Origin of the sequence: Ferrimonas pelagia (genome assembly GCF_039543565.1) — a bacterium.
Taxonomy (GTDB): Bacteria; Pseudomonadota; Gammaproteobacteria; order Enterobacterales; family Shewanellaceae; genus Ferrimonas; species Ferrimonas pelagia.
In genome coordinates, this window is sequence record NZ_BAABJZ010000083.1 from 13897 (window position 1) to 33175 (window position 19279).

At 58.6% G+C, this 19279-nt stretch carries 19 protein-coding genes; 4 read left to right on the forward strand and 15 right to left on the reverse strand.

Features of this window, described 5'->3' with window-relative positions:
- The first annotated feature begins 86 nt into the window (after positions 1–86).
- Entirely contained in the window at positions 87–1646 is a 1560-nt protein-coding gene (locus tag ABEA08_RS12745; protein WP_345335710.1) for a SulP family inorganic anion transporter, read from the forward strand.
- A gap of 42 nt (positions 1647–1688) precedes the next feature.
- On the opposite strand, the gene ABEA08_RS12750 is transcribed toward ABEA08_RS12745, so the two are convergent.
- From ABEA08_RS12750 to ABEA08_RS12820, 15 genes are all read right to left on the reverse strand, one after another.
- Positions 1689–2420, reverse strand: a complete 732-nt coding sequence (locus ABEA08_RS12750) for a nitroreductase family protein (protein ID WP_345335711.1) — start codon at positions 2418–2420, stop codon at positions 1689–1691.
- Positions 2421–2545: 125 nt separating this feature from the next.
- A complete protein-coding gene (locus tag ABEA08_RS12755; RefSeq protein ID WP_345335712.1) occupies positions 2546–4387 on the reverse strand; it encodes a diguanylate cyclase in 1842 nt (613 codons plus the stop codon).
- A gap of 113 nt (positions 4388–4500) precedes the next feature.
- Complete coding sequence (flgL, locus tag ABEA08_RS12760) at positions 4501–5709, reverse strand: flagellar hook-associated protein FlgL (protein ID WP_345335713.1); 1209 nt, start codon at positions 5707–5709, stop codon at positions 4501–4503.
- Positions 5710–5719: 10 nt separating this feature from the next.
- Entirely contained in the window at positions 5720–7378 is a 1659-nt protein-coding gene (gene flgK, locus ABEA08_RS12765; protein ID WP_345335714.1) for a flagellar hook-associated protein FlgK, read from the reverse strand.
- Positions 7379–7389: 11 nt separating this feature from the next.
- Positions 7390–8334 (reverse strand): flagellar assembly peptidoglycan hydrolase FlgJ, encoded by a 945-nt coding sequence (gene flgJ / locus ABEA08_RS12770; RefSeq protein ID WP_345335715.1) that lies wholly within the window; start codon positions 8332–8334, stop codon positions 7390–7392.
- Positions 8334–9425, reverse strand: a complete 1092-nt coding sequence (locus tag ABEA08_RS12775) for a flagellar basal body P-ring protein FlgI (RefSeq protein WP_345335716.1) — start codon at positions 9423–9425, stop codon at positions 8334–8336. Before ABEA08_RS12775 ends, flgJ begins: the two co-directional genes overlap by 1 nt.
- Positions 9426–9434: 9 nt before the next feature.
- Positions 9435–10106: a flagellar basal body L-ring protein FlgH gene (flgH, locus tag ABEA08_RS12780; protein WP_345335717.1), complete on the reverse strand. Its 672-nt coding sequence runs from the start codon at positions 10104–10106 to the stop codon at positions 9435–9437.
- Positions 10107–10119: 13 nt separating this feature from the next.
- A complete protein-coding gene (flgG, locus tag ABEA08_RS12785; protein WP_345335718.1) occupies positions 10120–10908 on the reverse strand; it encodes a flagellar basal-body rod protein FlgG in 789 nt (262 codons plus the stop codon).
- 20 nt (positions 10909–10928) lie between these two features.
- Positions 10929–11669 carry a flagellar basal body rod protein FlgF gene (locus ABEA08_RS12790; protein WP_345335719.1) on the reverse strand — a complete coding sequence of 247 codons (741 nt, stop codon included), beginning with the start codon at positions 11667–11669 and terminating at the stop codon, positions 10929–10931.
- A 785-nt stretch (positions 11670–12454) separates the two neighbouring features.
- Positions 12455–13867, reverse strand: a complete 1413-nt coding sequence (gene flgE, locus ABEA08_RS12795; RefSeq protein ID WP_345335720.1) for a flagellar hook protein FlgE — start codon at positions 13865–13867, stop codon at positions 12455–12457.
- 12 nt (positions 13868–13879) lie between these two features.
- Positions 13880–14566, reverse strand: a complete 687-nt coding sequence (locus ABEA08_RS12800) for a flagellar hook assembly protein FlgD (protein WP_345335721.1) — start codon at positions 14564–14566, stop codon at positions 13880–13882.
- Between the two features lie 15 nt (positions 14567–14581).
- Positions 14582–14998 carry a flagellar basal body rod protein FlgC gene (gene flgC, locus ABEA08_RS12805; protein WP_345335722.1) on the reverse strand — a complete coding sequence of 139 codons (417 nt, stop codon included), beginning with the start codon at positions 14996–14998 and terminating at the stop codon, positions 14582–14584.
- 2 nt (positions 14999–15000) lie between these two features.
- Entirely contained in the window at positions 15001–15396 is a 396-nt protein-coding gene (gene flgB, locus ABEA08_RS12810; RefSeq protein WP_345335723.1) for a flagellar basal body rod protein FlgB, read from the reverse strand.
- Positions 15397–15496: 100 nt separating this feature from the next.
- Positions 15497–16327, reverse strand: a complete 831-nt coding sequence (locus ABEA08_RS12815; protein WP_345335724.1) for a CheR family methyltransferase — start codon at positions 16325–16327, stop codon at positions 15497–15499.
- A 3-nt stretch (positions 16328–16330) separates the two neighbouring features.
- Positions 16331–17263: a chemotaxis protein CheV gene (locus ABEA08_RS12820; RefSeq protein WP_345335725.1), complete on the reverse strand. Its 933-nt coding sequence runs from the start codon at positions 17261–17263 to the stop codon at positions 16331–16333.
- Between the two features lie 153 nt (positions 17264–17416).
- Between ABEA08_RS12820 and flgA the strand changes: the two genes are divergently transcribed.
- The 3 genes from flgA (at position 17417) to ABEA08_RS12835 (ending at position 18955) form a co-directional block, all read left to right on the forward strand.
- Entirely contained in the window at positions 17417–18124 is a 708-nt protein-coding gene (gene flgA, locus ABEA08_RS12825; RefSeq protein WP_345335726.1) for a flagellar basal body P-ring formation chaperone FlgA, read from the forward strand.
- Between the two features lie 78 nt (positions 18125–18202).
- On the forward strand, positions 18203–18517 hold the full coding sequence (flgM, locus tag ABEA08_RS12830) for a flagellar biosynthesis anti-sigma factor FlgM (RefSeq protein ID WP_345335727.1): 315 nt from the start codon (positions 18203–18205) through the stop codon (positions 18515–18517).
- Between the two features lie 3 nt (positions 18518–18520).
- Positions 18521–18955 carry a flagella synthesis protein FlgN gene (locus tag ABEA08_RS12835; protein WP_345335728.1) on the forward strand — a complete coding sequence of 145 codons (435 nt, stop codon included), beginning with the start codon at positions 18521–18523 and terminating at the stop codon, positions 18953–18955.
- The last annotated feature ends 324 nt before the right edge of the window (positions 18956–19279 follow it).

Genomic DNA, 19279 nt, shown 5'->3' on the forward strand with positions numbered 1-19279 from the left:
TGTCGTTACACTTTGACAACCTATCGCCGCACTGTTACTTTCGCGCCGAATACCATCAAATCTCACAAATTAGGTTCAATTTCAGTATGTTTGAACTACGTAGTAACCCCCAGGCGAGCGTCAAAGCCGATCTGCTTTCCGGCCTGACCGTGGCGCTGGCCCTAGTCCCCGAAGCCGTGGCCTTCGCCTTTGTCGCCGGCGTAGAGCCCATGGTCGGCCTGTATGCCGCTTTTATGATTGGGTTGATCACCGCCATCTTCGGCGGCCGCCCCGGCATGATCTCCGGCGCCACCGGCGCCCTGGCCGTGGTCATGGTCGCGCTGGTGGCGGAGCACGGCGTCCAATATCTGTTTGCCACCGTCGTGTTGATGGGCGTGCTGCAGATCCTGGCTGGCGTCTTTAAGCTGGGCAAGTTTATCCGCTTGGTGCCCCATCCGGTGATGCTCGGCTTCGTCAATGGCCTGGCCATCGTGATCTTCCTGGCGCAGTTGGGCCAGTTTAAGGTGCAAGACGCCAGCGGTGACTGGGTGTGGATGCAAGGCGCCCCGCTCTACATGATGCTGGGGCTTATTGCCCTCACCATGGCGATCATCCACTTCCTGCCCAAGCTGACCAAAGCGATCCCCTCCTCGCTTGCCGCGATTGTGGTGGTGACCGCGCTGGTGCACGGTCTGGACCTGCAAACGGCCAGCGTGGTCGACTTTGTGCGCGCCATGACCGGGAATGATGCGGCGACGCTGGAGGGCACGCTACCGAACTTCGCCATCCCTATGGTGCCGATGACCCTAGATACGCTGGTGATCATCTTCCCTTACGCGCTGATCTTAGCGGCCATTGGCTTGATCGAATCCCTGCTGACCCTGACCTTAGTGGACGAGTTGACCCAAACCCGAGGCAAGGGCAACCGCGAGTGCGTAGGCCAAGGCGCGGCCAACGTCGTCACCGGCTTTTTCGGGGGGATGGGCGGCTGTGCCATGATCGGCCAATCGATGATCAACATTCACTCCGGCGGGCGCTCACGTCTGTCTGGTGCCTCAGCGGCCTTATTCCTGCTCGGCTTTATCCTATTCGGTGCCAGCCTGATCGAGATGATCCCCATCGCCGCCTTGGTCGGCGTAATGTTCATCGTGGTGCTGGGTACCTTCGAGTGGTCCAGCTTCCGCATCATGAACAAGATCCCGCGCTCCGACGCCTTCGTGATCGTGCTGGTCTCCGCCGTGACGGTGATCACCGATCTGGCCATCGCCGTACTGGTCGGCGTGATCGTCTCCGCCCTGCGCTTTGCCTGGGATCATGCCGCCCATATGACGGCCAAGATCGACACCGACGAGCAGGGCTGGAAGAGCTACCAGCCGCAAAGTCCGCTGTTCTTTGCTTCGATCACCAGCTTCCTGGATCTGTTCGACGCAAAGAATGATCCACAGGACGTCGTGGTCGATTTTCGCGACTCCCGTGTGGCCGATCACTCCGCATTGGAGGCGATCGACACCCTAGCGGAGCGCTATCTGCGGGAAGGAAAACGCTTGCACCTACGCCACCTCAGCCCGGAGTGCCGTCAGTTACTGCACAAGGCCGGCGATCTGGTGGAAGTTAATGTGATGGAAGATCCCAACTATAAAGTGGCCACGGACAAACTCGCAGGCTAAAAAAACGCCGGCATCATGCCGGCGTTTTTATTATCAAACCGCTTAATGGGTGTGGATCACCGTCTCAGCGTCGATCCGATGGCGCTCACTGTAGATCCCACCCTCCGCCCGAGGGCCGCAACCGACCACCATGGTGATCTCCGTTTCCCTGTCCATCCCCAGCAACTGCTTGAGGCGCTTGGAGTCGTACCCCTCCATCGCGCAGGTATCGTAGCCCTCCGCCCGCATGCCATTGATGAAGTTCATCGCCGCCAATGAGCTGCTTTTATGCAGACACACGCGCAGATCCGTCCGACTGACCTCGCGCATCATCGGCTTTTTCAGCCCAAGTAGCGTACTGAGCAATTTCCGTAGGGCACCACGCACACCCATACGGTCATTTTGATATAAAGCGGGGATCATCCGCTCATAGTATTTAAACGCACGTTTGGCACTGGGGTGGGTTTCGCGTCCACTGAAATTCTGCCGGATCTGCGCCGCATTCAGTTCAGCCCGTTCGCGCCATTTGTGCGGCGTCACGGCAAACACCACTAATTCCCGCGCCGTCTTCGCCGCATTTTGATTAAAACAGCACTGGGCCACTTGCTGGCGCAGATCATCTTGGATCACGCAGTGGAACTCCCACAACTGCATATTCGAGCTGTTCGGTGCCAACAGAGCCAACTGCAGCGAACGCTGCACCGCTTGATGATCGAAGGGAAGTTGCGCGTCGAATTTACGCACAGAGCGACGACTGTGAACCAACGCTTGAAATGCCGCTGCCGATGGGGCCATGGGAAAAACACCTAAAACAAAAAACTTAGCGCCAGCTTACTGAAGCAAAGCCCACCACTCTATCGCAATACGCCAATTAGCGAGCTGGCTCCAATTTCTTACTTTTGCCTTTCAGATCAGACCAGTTAGCCCGACTGACGCAAGCGTTTACTGTCCTCTTTTTGACGATACATATGCTTATCCGCCATTCGCATCACCTCCTCCACGCTGGTGATCTTGGCGTTGATCTCACAGATCCCCCAAGACAGTTGGATCGGTCGCTGCGCTAGCGCCTCAATGGGCAACACGATCCCCGGTGAGATCACCCGGCGACAAAATTGCTCCGCATCCTCCACCGAGGTATTGACCAATAAGATCAGGAACTCATCGCCCCCGTAGCGCCCAAGCAGATCCACTTCCCGCAGTTGCGCACGCAGATGAGCAGCGATCCCCGACAAGACCTGATCCCCCACCCCATGACCCAGTTCATCATTGACGGGCTTAAAGTCGTTAAGATCCAAAAACACCAGGCTCGATCGTTGCTGGTGTCGCTGGCAGCGCAGCCCCTCGCGCTGCAGCTCCAACACGATGGCGCGTCGGTTCAGTACCCCGGTCAGCGCATCGGTCTGAGCCGTTAACGCCAGCTCACTGTAGGCATGATGCAGCTCCTTGACGGAGTCTTCCAGCTCCTGGCGTAACGCCACCTCAACGGTCACGTCCAGCGCCATTGCGACGACATAACAGAGCTGGCCCTTGTCGTCCCGGATCGCCTGACCCCGATCCCGAACGTGTCGCACCTCACCGTTTGGCAACTGGATGCGATAGCTCAGATCCCAGCCGCGGTTCCCCTGCTCCTGCCACGACTTGCTCACCCGCGCCCTATCGTCCGGGTGAACCCGCTCGATAAAAAGAGTTGGCTGCTCATACACCTGCGCGCGTCCCAGCTGCCATAGCCGCTCTATCCCTTGATTGACATACAGCAGCGTGTTGTCCCACGGTGAGCCGATCCACGCCACCGCGTGCTCAGACCAGGACTCAGCCATCACACGGAACTTATGCTCGGAGCGAAGTAACTGCTGCTGCGCCGCCTTTTCTATCTCGATATCTTGTAAGGCGATCAGGAAATAGTCCGGCTCACCCGATACCAGCGAGACCGTCACCCGCCCCCAGATCAACTGGCCATCCTTACGTCGATAACGCCGCTCAGCGCAATAGCTTTGGCGTTGACCGCATAATAAGTACTGCAGATCGCGCAGATCGCTGTCCACATCCGGCTCGAAGGTGAAACTGTGTAGGCTGTGCCCGAGCAACTCATCCTCCTTAAACCCCAGCAGCGCTTGCATCTGCCGGTTGGCACGCACTAAAACGCCGCTCAGACTCATATGAGCTAAGCCGATCGCACAGAATTCAAAGGTGTCACTCATTCGCTGGCGCAGTTGCGGTAGGTTGCTTTCCAATGCCCGCTCAGGCTTTTGCTTCGCTAGGGTGATCAGCGCCACCCGCTCCTTTCTGCGAGTCAGCAGGCGCTGCTGGCCCAAATATTCGTGCCATCGTCCCTGTTTATCGAGCAGCCGAAACCACAAGCGCTGGCCACTGTGCCCGTCGGAGCCAAAAAAGGTGTCTCGCAGCTTACGCTGATCCGCCCGCATCGCTTCGGGAAACAACAGTTCAAGCGGGCGACCACAATGCTGCGCATCAATGCCGGTGATCTCGCGGCTCAAGGCCGGGCTAAGCGCCAGCACCGTCCCCTGCTCGGAATAGACCAACGCAGGCTCATGCCAGCCTTGCATCATCTGCCACCAGTAGGTCGAAGAGCCTCGATCCCACCAAGACCGAGCCCGCAGGCGAAAATTGATGAACAGCAGGAGCAAGACAGAAAGATAGATGCTCAGCCAAAGCTTAGGATAGGGGCCCCACAGCAAGCCGAGCGCGCCAGCCAACGCGATCCCGCCCAGCAGCGGTTGCCAGATCCAAACGCCAGCGCGCATCGCTCCTCCATTGAGCCGAGAGTTTTTGCATGGAGGCTAAGCGTAGAACAAAAACGTATGCTGCTTTGGCAAAAATGCGCCCAAAGGCGCATTTTTTTCTAAGAAGATCAATCTTAAATATAATTAAACAGGCTCAGACTGTTTACCTTACCAAAGGTCTGGCTGACGGTATTTAGCGCTAGGGATTGCTTCTCAAACTGGGTGATCGCTTTGGCATAATCCAGATCTTCCAGCGTGGCCTTCGCCGAGGAAGACACCAGCTCCATATTCTCATGTTGATCACGGAAGGTATCAAGTGAGCGCAGGGTGTTGCCCGTCTCCGCCCGCACCACCGATGCGTGGATCTGCGCCGCCCCCATGTCGTCGATCAGCTGCGCGTACTCCGCCTGCGCGTGGGGAGCGTTGATCCCTTCGGGCTGCTCAAGCAGCTCTGCCGCCCGCTGCAAAGTGGAGAAGATATCGACCTCAGCTTGCGCGTCGATGCGGACCGAATCGCCGATCGCCGGCTCGCCGGTCATCTCCAGACTCATGCCGTTAAACTGCAGCGGCACGGAGGGATCAAACGGCACCGGCGGCTGAAGTACCCCACCATTGCCATCCAACACGGTTACGTTCACGTTGCCGCTGCCGTCATCGACAAATCGAATGTTCATCGGGCCGGCACTGTGCCCGTCCGGATCCGTGATCTGGGCCGACTCAACGAAGAACTTCTCGGTCATGGTCGCGTTGGCGTAATCGGCCCGATAATCGCCGCTGCCGTTGGGGGACTTCATAAAGAGTCGATCGCCGCTTTCGCTGACGTTCACGCTGATCCCATCGGCGATACTCGCCGTGCGTCGCCCATCATCACCGATAAAAGTGATGTTGCCGTTGGCGTCGGGCACGAAGGGCTTGGTGCCTGTCTGGAAACCGGCGAACAGGTAGTTGCCACTCTCATCCTGGTTGTTCGCCAGTGCCAGCACCGCCTCCATCTCTTCACGAATATCCAACGCCAACGCAGTCCGATCGGACTCAGACAGGGCACCATCGTTGCCCTGCAGCAGTTTGTCGCGGCTGCTCATCTGCAGCTTTTCATATTCCGCCAAGCGGGCTTCTTGCTGGCTTAAGCGGTTATTGGCCAGATTGATGTTGGCCTTGTACTGACCCAGCTGATGATTTTGCTGATTGAGGTTCTCAATCATGATCGCGCCGACCGGATCGTCCTTAGCAGTGTTGACCCGCTTTCCCGAGGAGAGCTCTATCAAGGTCTTATTGGTGTCCGACTGCAGCCCGGTCAGGTTACGGGTGTTGAGGTTGTAAAACTGATTGGTCGAGATCCGCACGCGTTACTCCTTATCGCACCGAGTTGAACAGGGTATCGAAGGTTTCTTTGGCGACGGTCATGATCCGCGCCGAGGCTTGATACGCCTGCTGGAAACGCATCATATCCGCCGCCTCTTCATCCAGATTGACCCCGGACTCCGACGCGACGCGCGCCTCCGCCTGGCCCTTAACCGCATCGGCCGACTGCATCGCCACTTCGGCCGCCCGCGCCTTGCCGCCGACCGTCGTGGTGACATTCTGATAGATATCGGTGAGGGTCATGTCGCCTTGGTTCATCAATTTGCTGTTGGCCAACTGCGCCATCGCCACGGCGTTACTGTTATCGCCGGGACCAAACACGCCCTCGTTACCCGCGGCGGCCACCTGGCGCGGATCGGTCAACAGCATCTGCATGCCATTGGCCACACCCGGTGTCGGGGTTAATTGCCATTTATCGCCGACTTGCGCCATCTGGTTGGGATCAATATGAAGACTGAAGCCCTGCGCGCTGATCAAGCGGGTCGGATCCTGCGGATCCGCCGTCAGCGCCACGCTGTCGCCGTGCTGATCGATCAGCGCAAAGCCACCACGCTCGAAGCTCAGGGTATAGCTGCCACCGCTGAGCGCCATGGTGTCGTCGATCCGCACATCCACGCTCACCGCGCTCTGATTGCCGGCAAACGGCGCAGTGCGACGACTCACTAGGCTGGGATCGTTAATATCGGTAAACAGGTTTTCACCTGGGTTGCCTTCCAGATCCAGACCATTGGCCTGGGCCTGATTAAAGGCATCGGCCACGCCGACCGCCATCAGCTCCAACTGCTGCTTGGCCTGGGTCAACTCATTGTCACGGTAGTCGAACAGCCCCTGCAGTTGTCCGCCCAACTCGGTGTTGCGCAGGGTCACGGTCTGGCCGCCGATCGTGCCAGTGAGACGAGTTTGATGGGGGATAGGATCGCCCGCCACTGTCCCCAGCTCGGTGGCCGTCTCTCCGGACACCAACATCACTGCGCCACCGGCCATTACGCTGCGTACCCCGTGCGCCTGCTCGATGGTGTTGATCTGAACAAACTCCGACAGCTCGGAGATCAAGCGATCCTGTTGATCCAGCAGCTGCAGATCCTGCCCACCCACCTTCTGCAACTCGCCATTGATGGCGGCCAGCTCAGCGGTGATGGCGTTGACTCGCTCAACCACGCCGTCGATCTGCTTGTTCTGCATATTGAGCTGGTTGCTCAACTCGGTGTTGATGCTGTTGAACGCCTTGGCCAATTGGTCCGCCGAGGTCAGCAGATTCTCCCGCACCGCCAGATCCGTCGGCATGTCACTCAGGTTATTGACATTCTCGAATAGGGTATTGAGCGAGTTGGGCACCGACTTGCCCACCACAGAGAAGATCTGATCCAGCTCTGAGAGCTTGCTGTAGCTGGTGCTCGACTGGCTCAGTTGGCTGGTGGCCAGGCTCAACTCCCGCTGAGCAAACTCGTTGTACACCCGTTTGATGTCCGCAACATAGGTGCCGGTGCCGACAAAGTGATTGCCCTGGCGCAGCGAAGCGGTGGAGCCCTGCTCGACCACCTGGCGGTTGTAGCCCTCGGTGCCGACGTTGGCAATGTTGTTACTGGTGGCGCCGAGGCGCTGCTGGGCAGCCAAAATCCCCGAACGGGCAATACTCATCATATCGGCCATGTTCTACTTCCTCATCGGCCCGAGGTCTGCTGCAGCAGACCGTTGAACACATTTAAGATCTTATTGGCGTAATTGGGATCAGTGGCATAGCCCGCCTGCTGCAAGCCATGGATAAAGCCACTGGCGTCCTTCGCCCCAAGCGCCTCGCGGTAGCGTGGCTGGCCCAGAAAATCGACATAGTCGTCAAAGCTGGCCTTGAGATCGTCATACACCCGGAAGGCACTGCGGCGCATCACCGGCAGTTGATCCTCAAACTCCAGCGCGTTGATCGACGTTTTATCGCCGTCCCAACGACGATCGGCCTTAATATTAAACAGGTTATGGCTGCTCTGGCCTTCCGGACCAGGCAAGATCTTGCGGCCCCAGCCGGTCTCCAGCGCCGCCTGTGCGATCAACAACATGGGATCTTGCCCCAGCGTCTGCGCCGCCTCCTCTGCCTGTGGCAACAGGGTTTGTACGAAGTGCTCCGGCGAGTCAAACGTCACCGGCTCGGGGTTGATCGCCGCCTGCAGCGGCGGGGCCACTGGCGTGCGCTCGGCCACCGGCTCCGCCGGGCTCAATGACACGTCCGCGCTCGCTGTTGTCGCCGCGCGCACCGGCGGCGCGAACTCGGTGCCGCGCAGGGCCGATGCCGGGATCTGCTGACTCTCACCGCCAAGCTGCTCGACGATCAGATCCGCCAAGCCCAGACTGCCCTGACTGGACAGCTCGCTGGCCAGCTGTTCGTCTTGCATCTGTTGATAGAACTTGGAGGTGTCCGAAGAGAACGGGCTGTCCTCATCCTCAAACGCCGCATTGGCATCGCGCATGCTGCTGAGCATCATATTGAGGAAGATCCCCTCAAACTGCAGAGCCACCTCACGCAGACTGGCGTCGGGATCGGCCTGCGCCTGCTGGCGCAAACCGTCCAACTGAGCCATATCCAAATAGTGACCCGTGCTGTTCAGACTGTCCATCAGATGATCACCAACTCACCACGCAGCGCGCCGGCCTGCGACAGGGCTTCGAGGATCGCCATCAGATCCGACGGTGCCGCCCCCACTTCGTTGACCGCGCGCACCAGCTCATCCAGAGACGTGCCGGTATCCAGCTTGAACATCCGGCTGTCTTCCTGGCGCACATCCAGACCCGATTGCGGCGTCACCACCGTCTCGCCGCCGGCCAGCGCGCCGGGTTGCGAAACCAGCTGGGTTTCGGTAATGGTCACCGTCAGACCGCCATGGGTGATCGCAGTGGGCATCAACCGCACATCCTTACCCACCACGATGGTGCCGGTGCGGCTGTTGACGATCACCTTGGCCGCCTCATCGGCCGGATCAACCCGCAGGTTTTCCAATGTCGCCAGATAGGATACCCGCTGCGACGGATCCCGCGGCGCCGAGACCTGGATCGAGGTCGCATCCAATGCCCGCGCCACGCCAGGGCCCAACAGGCCATTGATGGTTTCCACCACGGTCTTCGCCGTCGAGAAGTCGGGCCGATGCAGGTTAAAGGTGAGGAAGTCGCCGGTGGCAAAGGGCGTCGGTACGCTGCGCTCGACGATGGCCCCGGCCGGGATCCGCCCGACGGTCGGCGTGTTTTGCATCACGCTGGAGCCGTCCGCGCCGCTGGCAGAGAACCCGGACACGATCAAGCTGCCTTGGCCAATGGCGTAGACCTTGCCATCGGCGCCTTTAAGGAAGGTTTGCAGCAGGGTGCCGCCGCGCAGGCTCTTGGCGCTGCCCACCGAGGACACCGTGATGTCGATCTGCTGGCCCGGCTTGGTGAATGGCGGCAGCTCAGCGTGTACCGCCACCGCGGCCACATTCTTCAGCTTGGGCCGAGCATTGGCGGGCAGGTTAATACCGAAGTTCGACAGCATGGTGGCAAAGCTTTGCTCGGTATAGCGGGCCTGCTCGCCGGTGCCCGGCAGGCCGACCACCAAGCCGTAGCCCACCAGTTGGTTACTGCGCACGCCCTGCAGATCGGTGATGTCTTTGAGGCGCATCGCCTGAGCCGACAACGGCAACAGCAATAACAACAATGCGCTCAGCAATCGAGTCATCATGAGGTTCCTTTAGAAGGGCCAGAGCGGGCCGGAGAAGAACCGAGCCAGCCAGCCGGTCTTCTGCGAGTCGGCAAAGGTGCCGGTTCCACTGTACTGAATGCGCGCATTGGCCACGCGGCTGCTGGTGATGGTGTTGTCCGGGCTGATATCCCGTGGCCGGATGATCCCGGTGATCCGGATAAACTCGTCACCGTCGTTGATGGTCATCCACTTTTCGCCGCGGATCACCAGATTGCCGTTACTCAGCACCTGCAGCACGTTGACCGAAATGGCGCCCGCCAGACTGTTGGACTGATCCGCATCCGAGTTGCGCTTCATGTCGTACGCTTCGTTGTAAGACAGATCGATCGGGTTGCCGCTGATGGTGACATTGCCGCCGGCCGCCGCGATGGGATCCAACTGCATGCTGTTGTCTTTGCTGATCTGATTTGAAGCCGACTTCTGCGCCCGGGTCTGCTCCGCCAGCATCACGGTGATCACATCGCCCACCCGATGCGCTTTGATGTCGGAATAGAGCTCGTTGGTGTAGGCATCCTGATAGATGGAGCCGGTGGTCACCACCTGACTCATCGGCAGATCCGGGTACACCGGCGCGTAATAGGGATCGTCCGGCAGCGGCGCATTGGGGTGGACACAGCCGCCCAAAACCAACAACGCCGCAAGGCTCAGTAAGCGTTTCATCCTATTGCGCCCCTTACAGCTGCTGGTTGAGGTTGGCCAACATCTGATCCACGGTGGAGATCACCTTGGAGTTCATCTCATAGATCCGTTGACTCTCGATCATATTGACCAGCTCCTCGGTCACATTGACGTTGGAGGTTTCCAGCGCGCCCTGGCGGATACTGCCCAAGCCATCCAGCCCCGGCACGCCCTGGATCGGCGCGCCACTGGCCCCGGTTTCCAAGTACAGGTTCTGCCCGATCGGCTCCAGACCGGTTGGGTTGACGAAGTTGCTGATCTCGATCTGGCCGATCACCTGATTCTCCGCCTGACCCGGCACCCGAACCGACACCTCGCCTTCGGCCGATACGGTCACGGTTTGCGCATCGTCCGGCAGGGCGATCCCCGGGTTGAGCAGGTAACCTGCGCCCGGTGTCACCATCTCGCCTTCATCATTGACGGTGAACTGGCCATTGCGGGTGTAAGACACGGTGCCGTCCGGCAGCTGGATCTCAAAGAATCCCGGGCCATCCAACATCAGATCCAAACTGTTGTCTGTGGTCAGCATATTGCCCTGACTGAAGATCCGCTGGGTGGCCGCCACCTTGGTGCCCGCCCCCAACGTCAGACCCGCCGGCAGCTCGGAGTTCTGAGAGCTGATCCCGCCCGCCTGATTGATGGTCTGATAGAGCAGATCCTCAAACACCGCCCGGCTCTTCTTAAAGCCCACGGTACTGGCGTTGGCCAGGTTGTTGGAGATGTTGGCGATGTCGGTCTGTTGCGCGTCCAGGCCGGTTTTACTGATCCAAAGTGCCGGTTGCATGGCTTAAAACTCCTTGTCGCCTACACCCGCATTAACTGCGAGTGGGCTTTGTCATTCTCTTCGGCGGTCTTCATCATCTTGACCGCCATATCAAACTGGCGCTGGGCTTCGATCATGCCCACCAACTCCGTCACCGGATTGACGTTACTGCCCTCCAGCGCACCGGATTGCAGCGCCACCTCCACCGCGCCCAAGTAGGGCTCGCCATCCAGACGACGGAACAGGCCATCCTCCATCTTGGTCAGGCTATTGAGCGGCGGGTTGGTCAAACGTAACTGGCCGATCTGCTCCATGGCATTGGCTGGCGCCCCCTGCGGCCGGACGGAGATGATCCCATCGGTTGAGATCTCCACCTTCTCGATCGGCAGCGGCGCAAAAACCGGGCCGTTGTCCGCCAGCACCGGCCGACCTTCGCCATTGAGCAGCATGCCCAGCTCATCAAAACGCAGCGAGCCATTACGGCTGAGGGCTTCACCGCCCTGGCCGTCCTGCACCACCATCCAGCCCTGTCCCTTGATGGCCACATCCATCGTGCGCCCAGTGGTTTTCAGCGCGCCGGCATCAAAATCGCTGGCCGCTCGCTCGGTCATGGCAAACACCCGCGTCGGCAGTCCCTCACCATAGGCTTGCATCGAGCGCGCTTGGTGCATGTCGGCCTTAAAGCCATCACTCTTGGCGTTCGCCAGGTTGTTCGCATGCACGGCCAGCTGATTCATATTCTGCTTGGCACCGCTGGCGGCAAGGTAAAGGTAATTATCCACGTTGGTGTTCCTGTCGACCGATCCGTCTGATTATATACGAAGCAATTTATATGCCACCAAGAAAGTCATTGATTTGACGAGCATTTGGTGAAATTTACAGCGCTTTCGGTGGCCGATCCTTTCGTCTTGAGGAAACACCTTGCCGCCTGCGGCAAAGGACGGCGCTAAGCGGTAAGCCGTCAGCGGTAAGCTGTAAGCTGTAAGCTGTAAGCTGTAAGCTTTAAGCTGTAAGCTGTAAGCTTTAAGCCGTCAGCTATAAGCAAGAGCGAGCATGGGCCGAAAAACGGCGAAGCCAACAAGGGCAACCAGCCGCTGCACACGCCAAATGATTGGGCGACGCAGGGCGTTGACGCTGGGACGACGCCTTACATCAGCACGCCAACGGCTCCCTCGCCACCGCGCTTTGCGCTTTGCTTTTGCTTTTGCTCTGACTGATCGCTGACAGCTGACCGCTTGTCACTGCCTTCCTGCGCTCTGACTGATCGCTGACAGCTAACCGCTTGTCACTGCCTTCCTGCGCTCTGACTGATCGCTGACAGCTAACCGCTTGTCACTGCCTTCCTGCGCTCTGACTGATCGCTGACAGCTGACCGCTTGTCACTGCCTTCCTGCGCTCTGACTGATCGCTGACAGCTGACCGCTTGTCACTGCCTTCCTGCGCTCTGACTGATCGCTGACAGCTGACCGCTTGTCACTGCCCTTGCTGACCGCTTGTCACTGCCTTCCTGCCCCAAAAACAAAAACCGCAGCCCGAGGGCTGCGGTCTGTCGACGCAAAATACGCGCTTAGCGGATCTGCAGAATATTCTGCGACAGCTGATTGGACACATCCAACGCGCGGGAGTTGGCCTGGAAGTTACGTTGGGCTGAGATAAGATCCACCAACTCGTTGGTCAGATCGACGTTGGACTGCTCCAGCGCGGCGGAGTTGATCGAACCAAAAGAGCCGATATTGGCTTCGCCGATCACCGCACTGCCGGACGCCGAGGTGGCCTTCCACGCGGTCGATCCCGCTTGGCCTAAGCCCTGATCATTATCAAACCGGGCCATGGCCACCTTACCCATCGACTGGCTCATGCCGTTCGAGTAGCTGGCCCAGATAATGCCATCCTCATTGACTTCCACATTGGTCAAGCGTCCGACCGTCAAGCCGTCTTGCTCCAATCCGGTGACCTCAAACGGCGACGCAAACATGGTCGGCAGTCGGTCCGAACGATCGGGATGGCCAAAGTCTAAGCTCAGGGTTTGACCGCTATTGGTACCGCCGTTGATCACGTTACTCAACGCCTCGGTTTTAAACGGGTAGTCCCCCTCCGGCAGCACAAACAGCCCGGTATCATCAAACTCGATCACCGCACCGTAGTGAGTGGTGGTATTGCCATCGCCGTTCTGATCGTAATCAAACCGCGCGCGCATGGACTTAGTCGAAGTGGCCGTGTCCTCCACTTCGTACTGATAGTTGCCATCGACACTGACCGGCTTCCCATCGACCGTAGTAAACACCGCCCACTGATTGTTGACGCGCTCGCCATCGGCATCGATGCCGGGTTCCGGGTAGGGCAACTTAACAAAGTAGGTGGTTTGAATATGAGACTCGCCCAGCGAATCGTAAATGGTGACCGAGGTCGAAGAGGTGTAGGTGTCAGGATCATCCGGATTGAATGCGCGAGGATCCAACGCCTGGCCATTGGCCGGCAGGTTCATCTGCATATCAATGGTCGAGGTCGCTGTCGGCTCACCCGTGGTCTGAGGCAACTGTACCGGCTTGGTGGTGTTCAGACTGACGGATTGCACCTTGCCATCATCATCGGTCGGCAACGCCCGAAGGTAATCCCCGTGGGCGTTGACGATGTAACTGTCGTTGTCCAAACGAAAAGCGCCAGCGCGGGTGTAGGAAAAGTCCTGATCGCCTTGGTCGGCACTGGTGACAAAGAAGCCACTGCCGTTAATGGCCAGATCCAACGCATTGTTGGTGTAGTCCATCGCCCCCTGGTGAAACTGCTGTGCCACGTTCGAGGTGCGCACCCCGGAGCCGGCGTTGGTTTTAACATGGGTAAACAGCGAATTACTGTACACATCCGCAAACTCGGCCCGAGACTCCTTAAAGCCGACGGTGTTGACGTTGGCAATGTTGTTCGAGGTGGTATCCAGATCTTTCTGCGCGGCGTTAATGCCACTAAGAGCAATATTAAAAGACATGCTAAGCTTCCTTTATCCTTCCGCGACGGCCAGCACGTCACCCAAGGTGATCCCGCCTAAACCTTTCAAATTCAATACAGTTTCATAATCTGCGCCACCTAAGGTGACGCTGGAGACATGGGCGTAGGTGTACACGCCGAGCTCCTCAGTTTTGCCATCCACCATGCCGGTCGAGGAAAAGCTGTAGCTGCCGGTCGGCAAACGGTTGCCGTCGGCATCGGTGCCATCCCAGCTGAAATCCACGTTGCCGCTGCCGCCGGTGGGCAGCTCCATGGTCCGTACCACCTGACCACTGGCGTCCTCGACCCGAACCAACACGCTCTGGCTGCCCGTCGGCACCGTCACCACTCCCCCGATCGGCTCGCTGCCATCCGGCAAATGGCCGGTATTGGACGGCACCAACACCTTTTGGCCCACCAGACCGGAGGCTTCCAGCGCCTGGCCAGAGGTCATCATGGTGTTGAGGCTTTTAATCTCCTCATTGAGCGAATTGATCCCATCGACCGTGGCAAACGACGACATCTGCGAGATCATCTGATCGTTGTCCACCGGCTCAAACGGATCCTGCATCGACAACTGCTGCGACAGCAGGGAGAAGAAATCCTCCTGGGTCAATGCTTGGTTCGGATTGGCCTCGGGCGTTTTCTCCTCTTGCCACTTCAATTGGTCGAGGAACCCGGCGTTATTAATTGTGCTCACAGGCTAAGACTCCTTTTAACCTTTACCCAGACGCAAGGTTTGCTGGGCCATGTCCTTGGCCGCACTGGCCAGTTGCACATTGGCTTGGTAGCTGCGGGTCGCGGAGATCATATTGGCCATCTCCTCCACCACATTAACGTTCGGCTTATAGATATACCCATCCCCATCGGCCAGCGGATGGTTGGGGTTATACTCCGCCATCATCGGCTTATCGCTTTCCACGATCCCGGCGATCAGCACCGGCACGCTTTGCTGCTGATGACTCGCCTGCTGCATTGCCGCCTCAAAGATCGGCTGACGGGCGCGGTACACCGTATCGGCGCTGGAGGCCACGGTGCTGGCGTTGGCCATGTTGGAGGCCGTGACATTCAGCCGGGTCGACTGCGCGCTCATGCCCGAGCCCGCCACATCGAAGATATTAAAAATACTCATCATCAATCTCCGCGGATCGCTTTCTTCATACCGGCAAACTTACCGTCGAGGAAGCCCAGACTCATCTGGTACTCCAAGGTGTTCTGCATAAACATGTTGCGCTCGGTCTGCAGATCCACCGTATTGCCATCACCGGTATCCGGGTGCATCGGCGTGCGATAAAGCAGGCCCGGCTGCGGATCGATATTGACGTCAAAATGCTTGTCATGGCTGCGGGACAGACCGAACGATTGACGCTGGGTCGCTCCTGCCAAAGCCTGCTCAAAATCCAATTCCCGAGCTTTGTACCCCGGCGTGTCCGCATTGGCGATGTTGCTCGATAGCACCTCCGCCCGCTCCGCGCGCACCCCCATCGAGTGCTGATGGATCCCCAGTGCTTTGTCAAAAGAGATGGCCAATGTTTGCCTCCAACTGCCCGTTTGCCACGATAAAGAGATAAAAAGCAAAAGGCGTGCCAGTTGGCACGCCTTTTCATCGGTGTTCGCCGGTCAATCGGCGTTAGCGCTTACGATAGAGGATCCCACTCGGGTAACGCACCATCTCAAACGCATCGCATAGGTTCGCCATCGACTCCGAAGCCCCCAGCATCAGATAGCCTCCGGGGTTCAAAGCGGCAGCAAATTGCCGCAAGATCTGGCGCTTACTCTCGGGGCTGAAGTAGATCAGCACGTTGCGGCAGAAGATCACGTCAAACTTGCCCAGCAACACATAGGAGTCCAGCAGATTGGCGCGTCGAAACGTCACCGCATTGCGGATCTCCGGCTTAACCCGGGCCGCCCCCGCCGGCATCGCCTCAAAGTACTGACGCCGGCGCTCCTCGGTCAGTCCCCGCGCCATCGCCAAGGCGTCATATTCGCCCCGCTGCGCTTGCGCCAGGATCTGATTGTCGATGTCCGTCGCCAAGATCTCCGCACCCTGCATCAAACGGCCCGGATTGCGTAGGCGAAACTCCTGCAGCGACATCGCCAGCGAGTACGGCTCCTGGCCGGACGAACACGCCGCCGACCAGATCCGCAGGCGCCGGCCCTGCCCAGCGAGATCGGTCAAGATGGGCGCCTTAAACAGCTCAAACGGATAGACATCGCGAAACCAAAACGTTTCGTTGGTGGTCATCGCCTCGATCACATCAGTCTTGAGCTGATGCTGACCCATCTGCATGGACGCATGCACCAACTCCGCCAGGGTGCTGTGCTGGTATTGCTCCATCAAAGGGGCCAGTCGACTCCGCACCAGGTACTGCTTGTTGTCGCCCAACACGATACCGCTGTGCTGACTCAGAAAATCCGCAAATGCCTGGTACTCGTTGTTCGCTAACGTCTTGTTCGCCAAAGCTTAAACCTCAGCTTCGCTCAAGTAACGGTTGACCGAGGCCGCCAATTCATCGGGATTGAACTTGGCAATAAACTCGTCTGCGCCAACCTTGTTGACCATCGCTTGGTTGAATACGCCCGACAGCGAGGTATGCAGTAACACGCGCAGCGAGCGCAGCTTAGGATCGGCCCGCACCTCGGCGGTCAGGGTATACCCATCCATCTCCGGCATCTCGATATCGGAGATCACCAGATGCATCTGCTCAGAGATATCGTGCTGGCATTGCGCAGCAAGCTCTTTCAAGCACTGCAGCGCCTCCAAGCCATCTTTCGCCAGGATGATCTCCAGCCCCAACGGCTCCAGTGCCCGCTGCACCTGCTTGCGCGCCACCGCCGAATCATCGGCGACCAGAACCTTACGCTTGGATGCCTGCACCGGCGCCAGCGAGCGCACCACCTCCGCGCTAACGCTAGTGCGCGCCGGGTTGATCTCGTCGAGGATCTTCTCTACATCGAGGATCTCCACCAACTGCTTATCCAGCTCGGTCACGGCGGTCAGATAGTTCCCTTGACCCGCGCCCTTCGGCGGCGGCAGCACCGACTCCCAGTTGAGATTAACGATGCGATCCACCCCGGCCACCAGGAAGGCCTGTACCGTGCGATTGTACTCAGTGATGATGATGAAACTGTCGGCGGTCTGGGTCATCGCCGGGCCACCAATGGCCGCAGACAGATCGATCACCGAGATGGTTTGCCCCCGAATATGAGCCACGCCTCGGATCACCCCACTTTGGTGTGGCAACGCCGTGAGTGGTGGGCACTGCAACACCTCACGCACCTTAAACACATTAATACCGTAACGTTGACGACCGCGAAGGCGGAACAACAGCAGCTCCAAACGGTTCTGACCAACCAGCTGTGTGCGCTGGTTTACGGAGTCGAGGATACTTGCCATGGGGTCGGTGTCCTTATCGAGAGCAAAAAATCGAAGTTTCGTTAGCCGTGTGCATACGACATGGCATAATTATCTGTATTGTATCGTTATAATGCAGCGGCGTTTTAGCAGTTTCCCTGATCAGGTTCAAGTAAAGGCCAGAATTGCCCTACCATGAAAATCAAACAGTTCACCAGTGCCACCCTCAGCATTCTCTGTATCAGCGCCATAATGTGCGGTAGCGCAGCGGCCGCCGAAACCATGTCGCATCAGATCATTCAGCAAACGGCCGAAGACTACGTCGCCGCCTTTACCGAATTCCCGCCAGGAGCGGATGTCGACATTCAGGCCAATGCATTGGATAAGCGACTGAGTTTGACCCAATGTGAATTACCTTTGATGGCGAGCGCGCCGGCAAATAACGGCAGTGGGCGCCACATCACAGTTAAGATCAGCTGCCCGGTCAGCGGCGGTTGGACCCTGTACGTCCCGGTGCAAACCCGCATTCGCTACCCCGTGGTGATCAGCCGCGCGGCGCTGGCGCCGGAAACCCTACTCGAGCCCTCACAATTAACAACCGAGCTGCGGGATGCCCACAGCCTCCGAGGCAATCACTTCTCCGATCCCAGCGAGTTGATAGGCGCCCGCCTGATCCGCCGTGTCGGCGCCGAGCAACCGATCCGCAGCAACAACATCTGCCAGGTTTGCAGCGGCGATCTGGTCACCATTCTGGCCCGCTCCAGCGCACTGGAGCTCAAAACCTCCGGCGAAGCCATCGGCAATGGCACCGTTGGCGAAACAATACGGGTGAAAAACAGCCGCTCGCAGCGTATCATTGACGCCCGAGTCGTTGCCGTTGGCACCGTCGAAGTCCGGCTCTGATCTTTTCTCTAAAGAAAACGATTGGACGGACGATACAGTTAATAACAGACGTACACAGTAAGCAACGGAGCCAACCCGATGGCTATCGATCTGAACAACCTGATCGGAGGCGCACCACGTGCCCTCAATCAACACACCCAAGCCGCCGCGCACAAAGCGCCACAGGCCGAGGCCCAACCCCATACGCATAAAGGCGATGAGGTGGTGCTGACCGAGCAGGCACAGCAACTCAAGCGTGCAGAAGCCAGCCTGGCCTCCGCCACCGGCATTGATCAGGCCAAGGTCGACAGCATCAAAGCCGCCATCGCTGAAGGCCGCTACCATGTCGATCCGGAAAAACTGGCCGACAACATCGCCCGCTTCGAAAGCGAGCTTGATGGGCTGATGGACTGATCCATGAGTCAGCCCCACATCGCTGATCTGCTGTCGCAACAGCTGACCCGTCTGGGCCAGCTGTTGGCGCTTCTGGAGCAGGAAACCGACGCACTGGTCAACCGAGAGGTTGAGCAGATCGAAACCCTGCTCAAACGGAAATTGGCCATGCTCGACGAAGTGGCACTCGCCGACGGCAATCTGGCGCGCCACCCCGATCTCGCGCAGCTCAGCGCCGATCCCGAGCTACAGCAGCAGACCACCCAGGCCAAAGCCCTACTGGCCCAGTGCAAGCAACGCAACCTGCACAACCAGCAACAGGCTGAGTTGGCCTCCGCCAGTCTGGCCCGCTTGCAGCAAGTGCTGCTCAGCACCACCCGCCACAGCAAGTCCATGACCTATAACGACAGCGGTCAAACCCACGTCGGCTCCCGGCTCGGTAAAAGCATTAAAGCGTAAGAGCAGCGGTCCGCTATCAGCGGTCAGTTTGAAGCGAGAGCTAGATCGAGAGCGAATGCGAGTGCGAGAGCAAATGCGGATCGCGCACGATAGCTCGAAGCGCCACTGCGCACCGAACCTGTTTATCGTTTAAGCCAAAGACTCGGCGTCCGACAACGGGCTGAGTCCTGCCCCCAGCAATGTCTCCCCCACTCCACGCTTGCGCTTATCCAGCGCCAAGCAGCTTACTGCCGTACCTCCGCACTTCCCTCCCGCTCCCACTCTGCCTAATCGCTGATCGTTTAACGCTGATCACTGCTCCTCCGCGCTGCTCTCCGCACTTCG

Bases quoted from the DNA above. Each gene is read 5' to 3' on its own strand.
- ABEA08_RS12745 (WP_345335710.1), top strand. From the start codon at position 87: ATGTTTGAACTACGTAGTAACCCCCAGGCGAGCGTCAAAGCCGATCTG.
- ABEA08_RS12750 (WP_345335711.1), bottom strand. From the start codon at position 2,420: ATGGCCCCATCGGCAGCGGCATTTCAAGCGTTGGTTCACAGTCGTCGC.
- ABEA08_RS12755 (WP_345335712.1), bottom strand. From the start codon at position 4,387: ATGCGCGCTGGCGTTTGGATCTGGCAACCGCTGCTGGGCGGGATCGCG.
- flgK (WP_345335714.1), bottom strand. From the start codon at position 7,378: ATGGCCGATATGATGAGTATTGCCCGTTCGGGGATTTTGGCTGCCCAG.
- flgJ (WP_345335715.1), bottom strand. From the start codon at position 8,334: ATGGACAGTCTGAACAGCACGGGTCACTATTTGGATATGGCTCAGTTG.
- ABEA08_RS12775 (WP_345335716.1), bottom strand. From the start codon at position 9,425: ATGATGACTCGATTGCTGAGCGCATTGTTGTTATTGCTGTTGCCGTTG.
- flgH (WP_345335717.1), bottom strand. From the start codon at position 10,106: ATGAAACGCTTACTGAGCCTTGCGGCGTTGTTGGTTTTGGGCGGCTGT.
- flgG (WP_345335718.1), bottom strand. From the start codon at position 10,908: ATGCAACCGGCACTTTGGATCAGTAAAACCGGCCTGGACGCGCAACAG.
- flgE (WP_345335720.1), bottom strand. From the start codon at position 13,867: ATGTCTTTTAATATTGCTCTTAGTGGCATTAACGCCGCGCAGAAAGAT.
- flgC (WP_345335722.1), bottom strand. From the start codon at position 14,998: ATGAGTATTTTTAATATCTTCGATGTGGCGGGCTCGGGCATGAGCGCG.
- ABEA08_RS12820 (WP_345335725.1), bottom strand. From the start codon at position 17,263: ATGGCAAGTATCCTCGACTCCGTAAACCAGCGCACACAGCTGGTTGGT.
- flgA (WP_345335726.1), top strand. From the start codon at position 17,417: ATGAAAATCAAACAGTTCACCAGTGCCACCCTCAGCATTCTCTGTATC.
- flgM (WP_345335727.1), top strand. From the start codon at position 18,203: ATGGCTATCGATCTGAACAACCTGATCGGAGGCGCACCACGTGCCCTC.
- ABEA08_RS12835 (WP_345335728.1), top strand. From the start codon at position 18,521: ATGAGTCAGCCCCACATCGCTGATCTGCTGTCGCAACAGCTGACCCGT.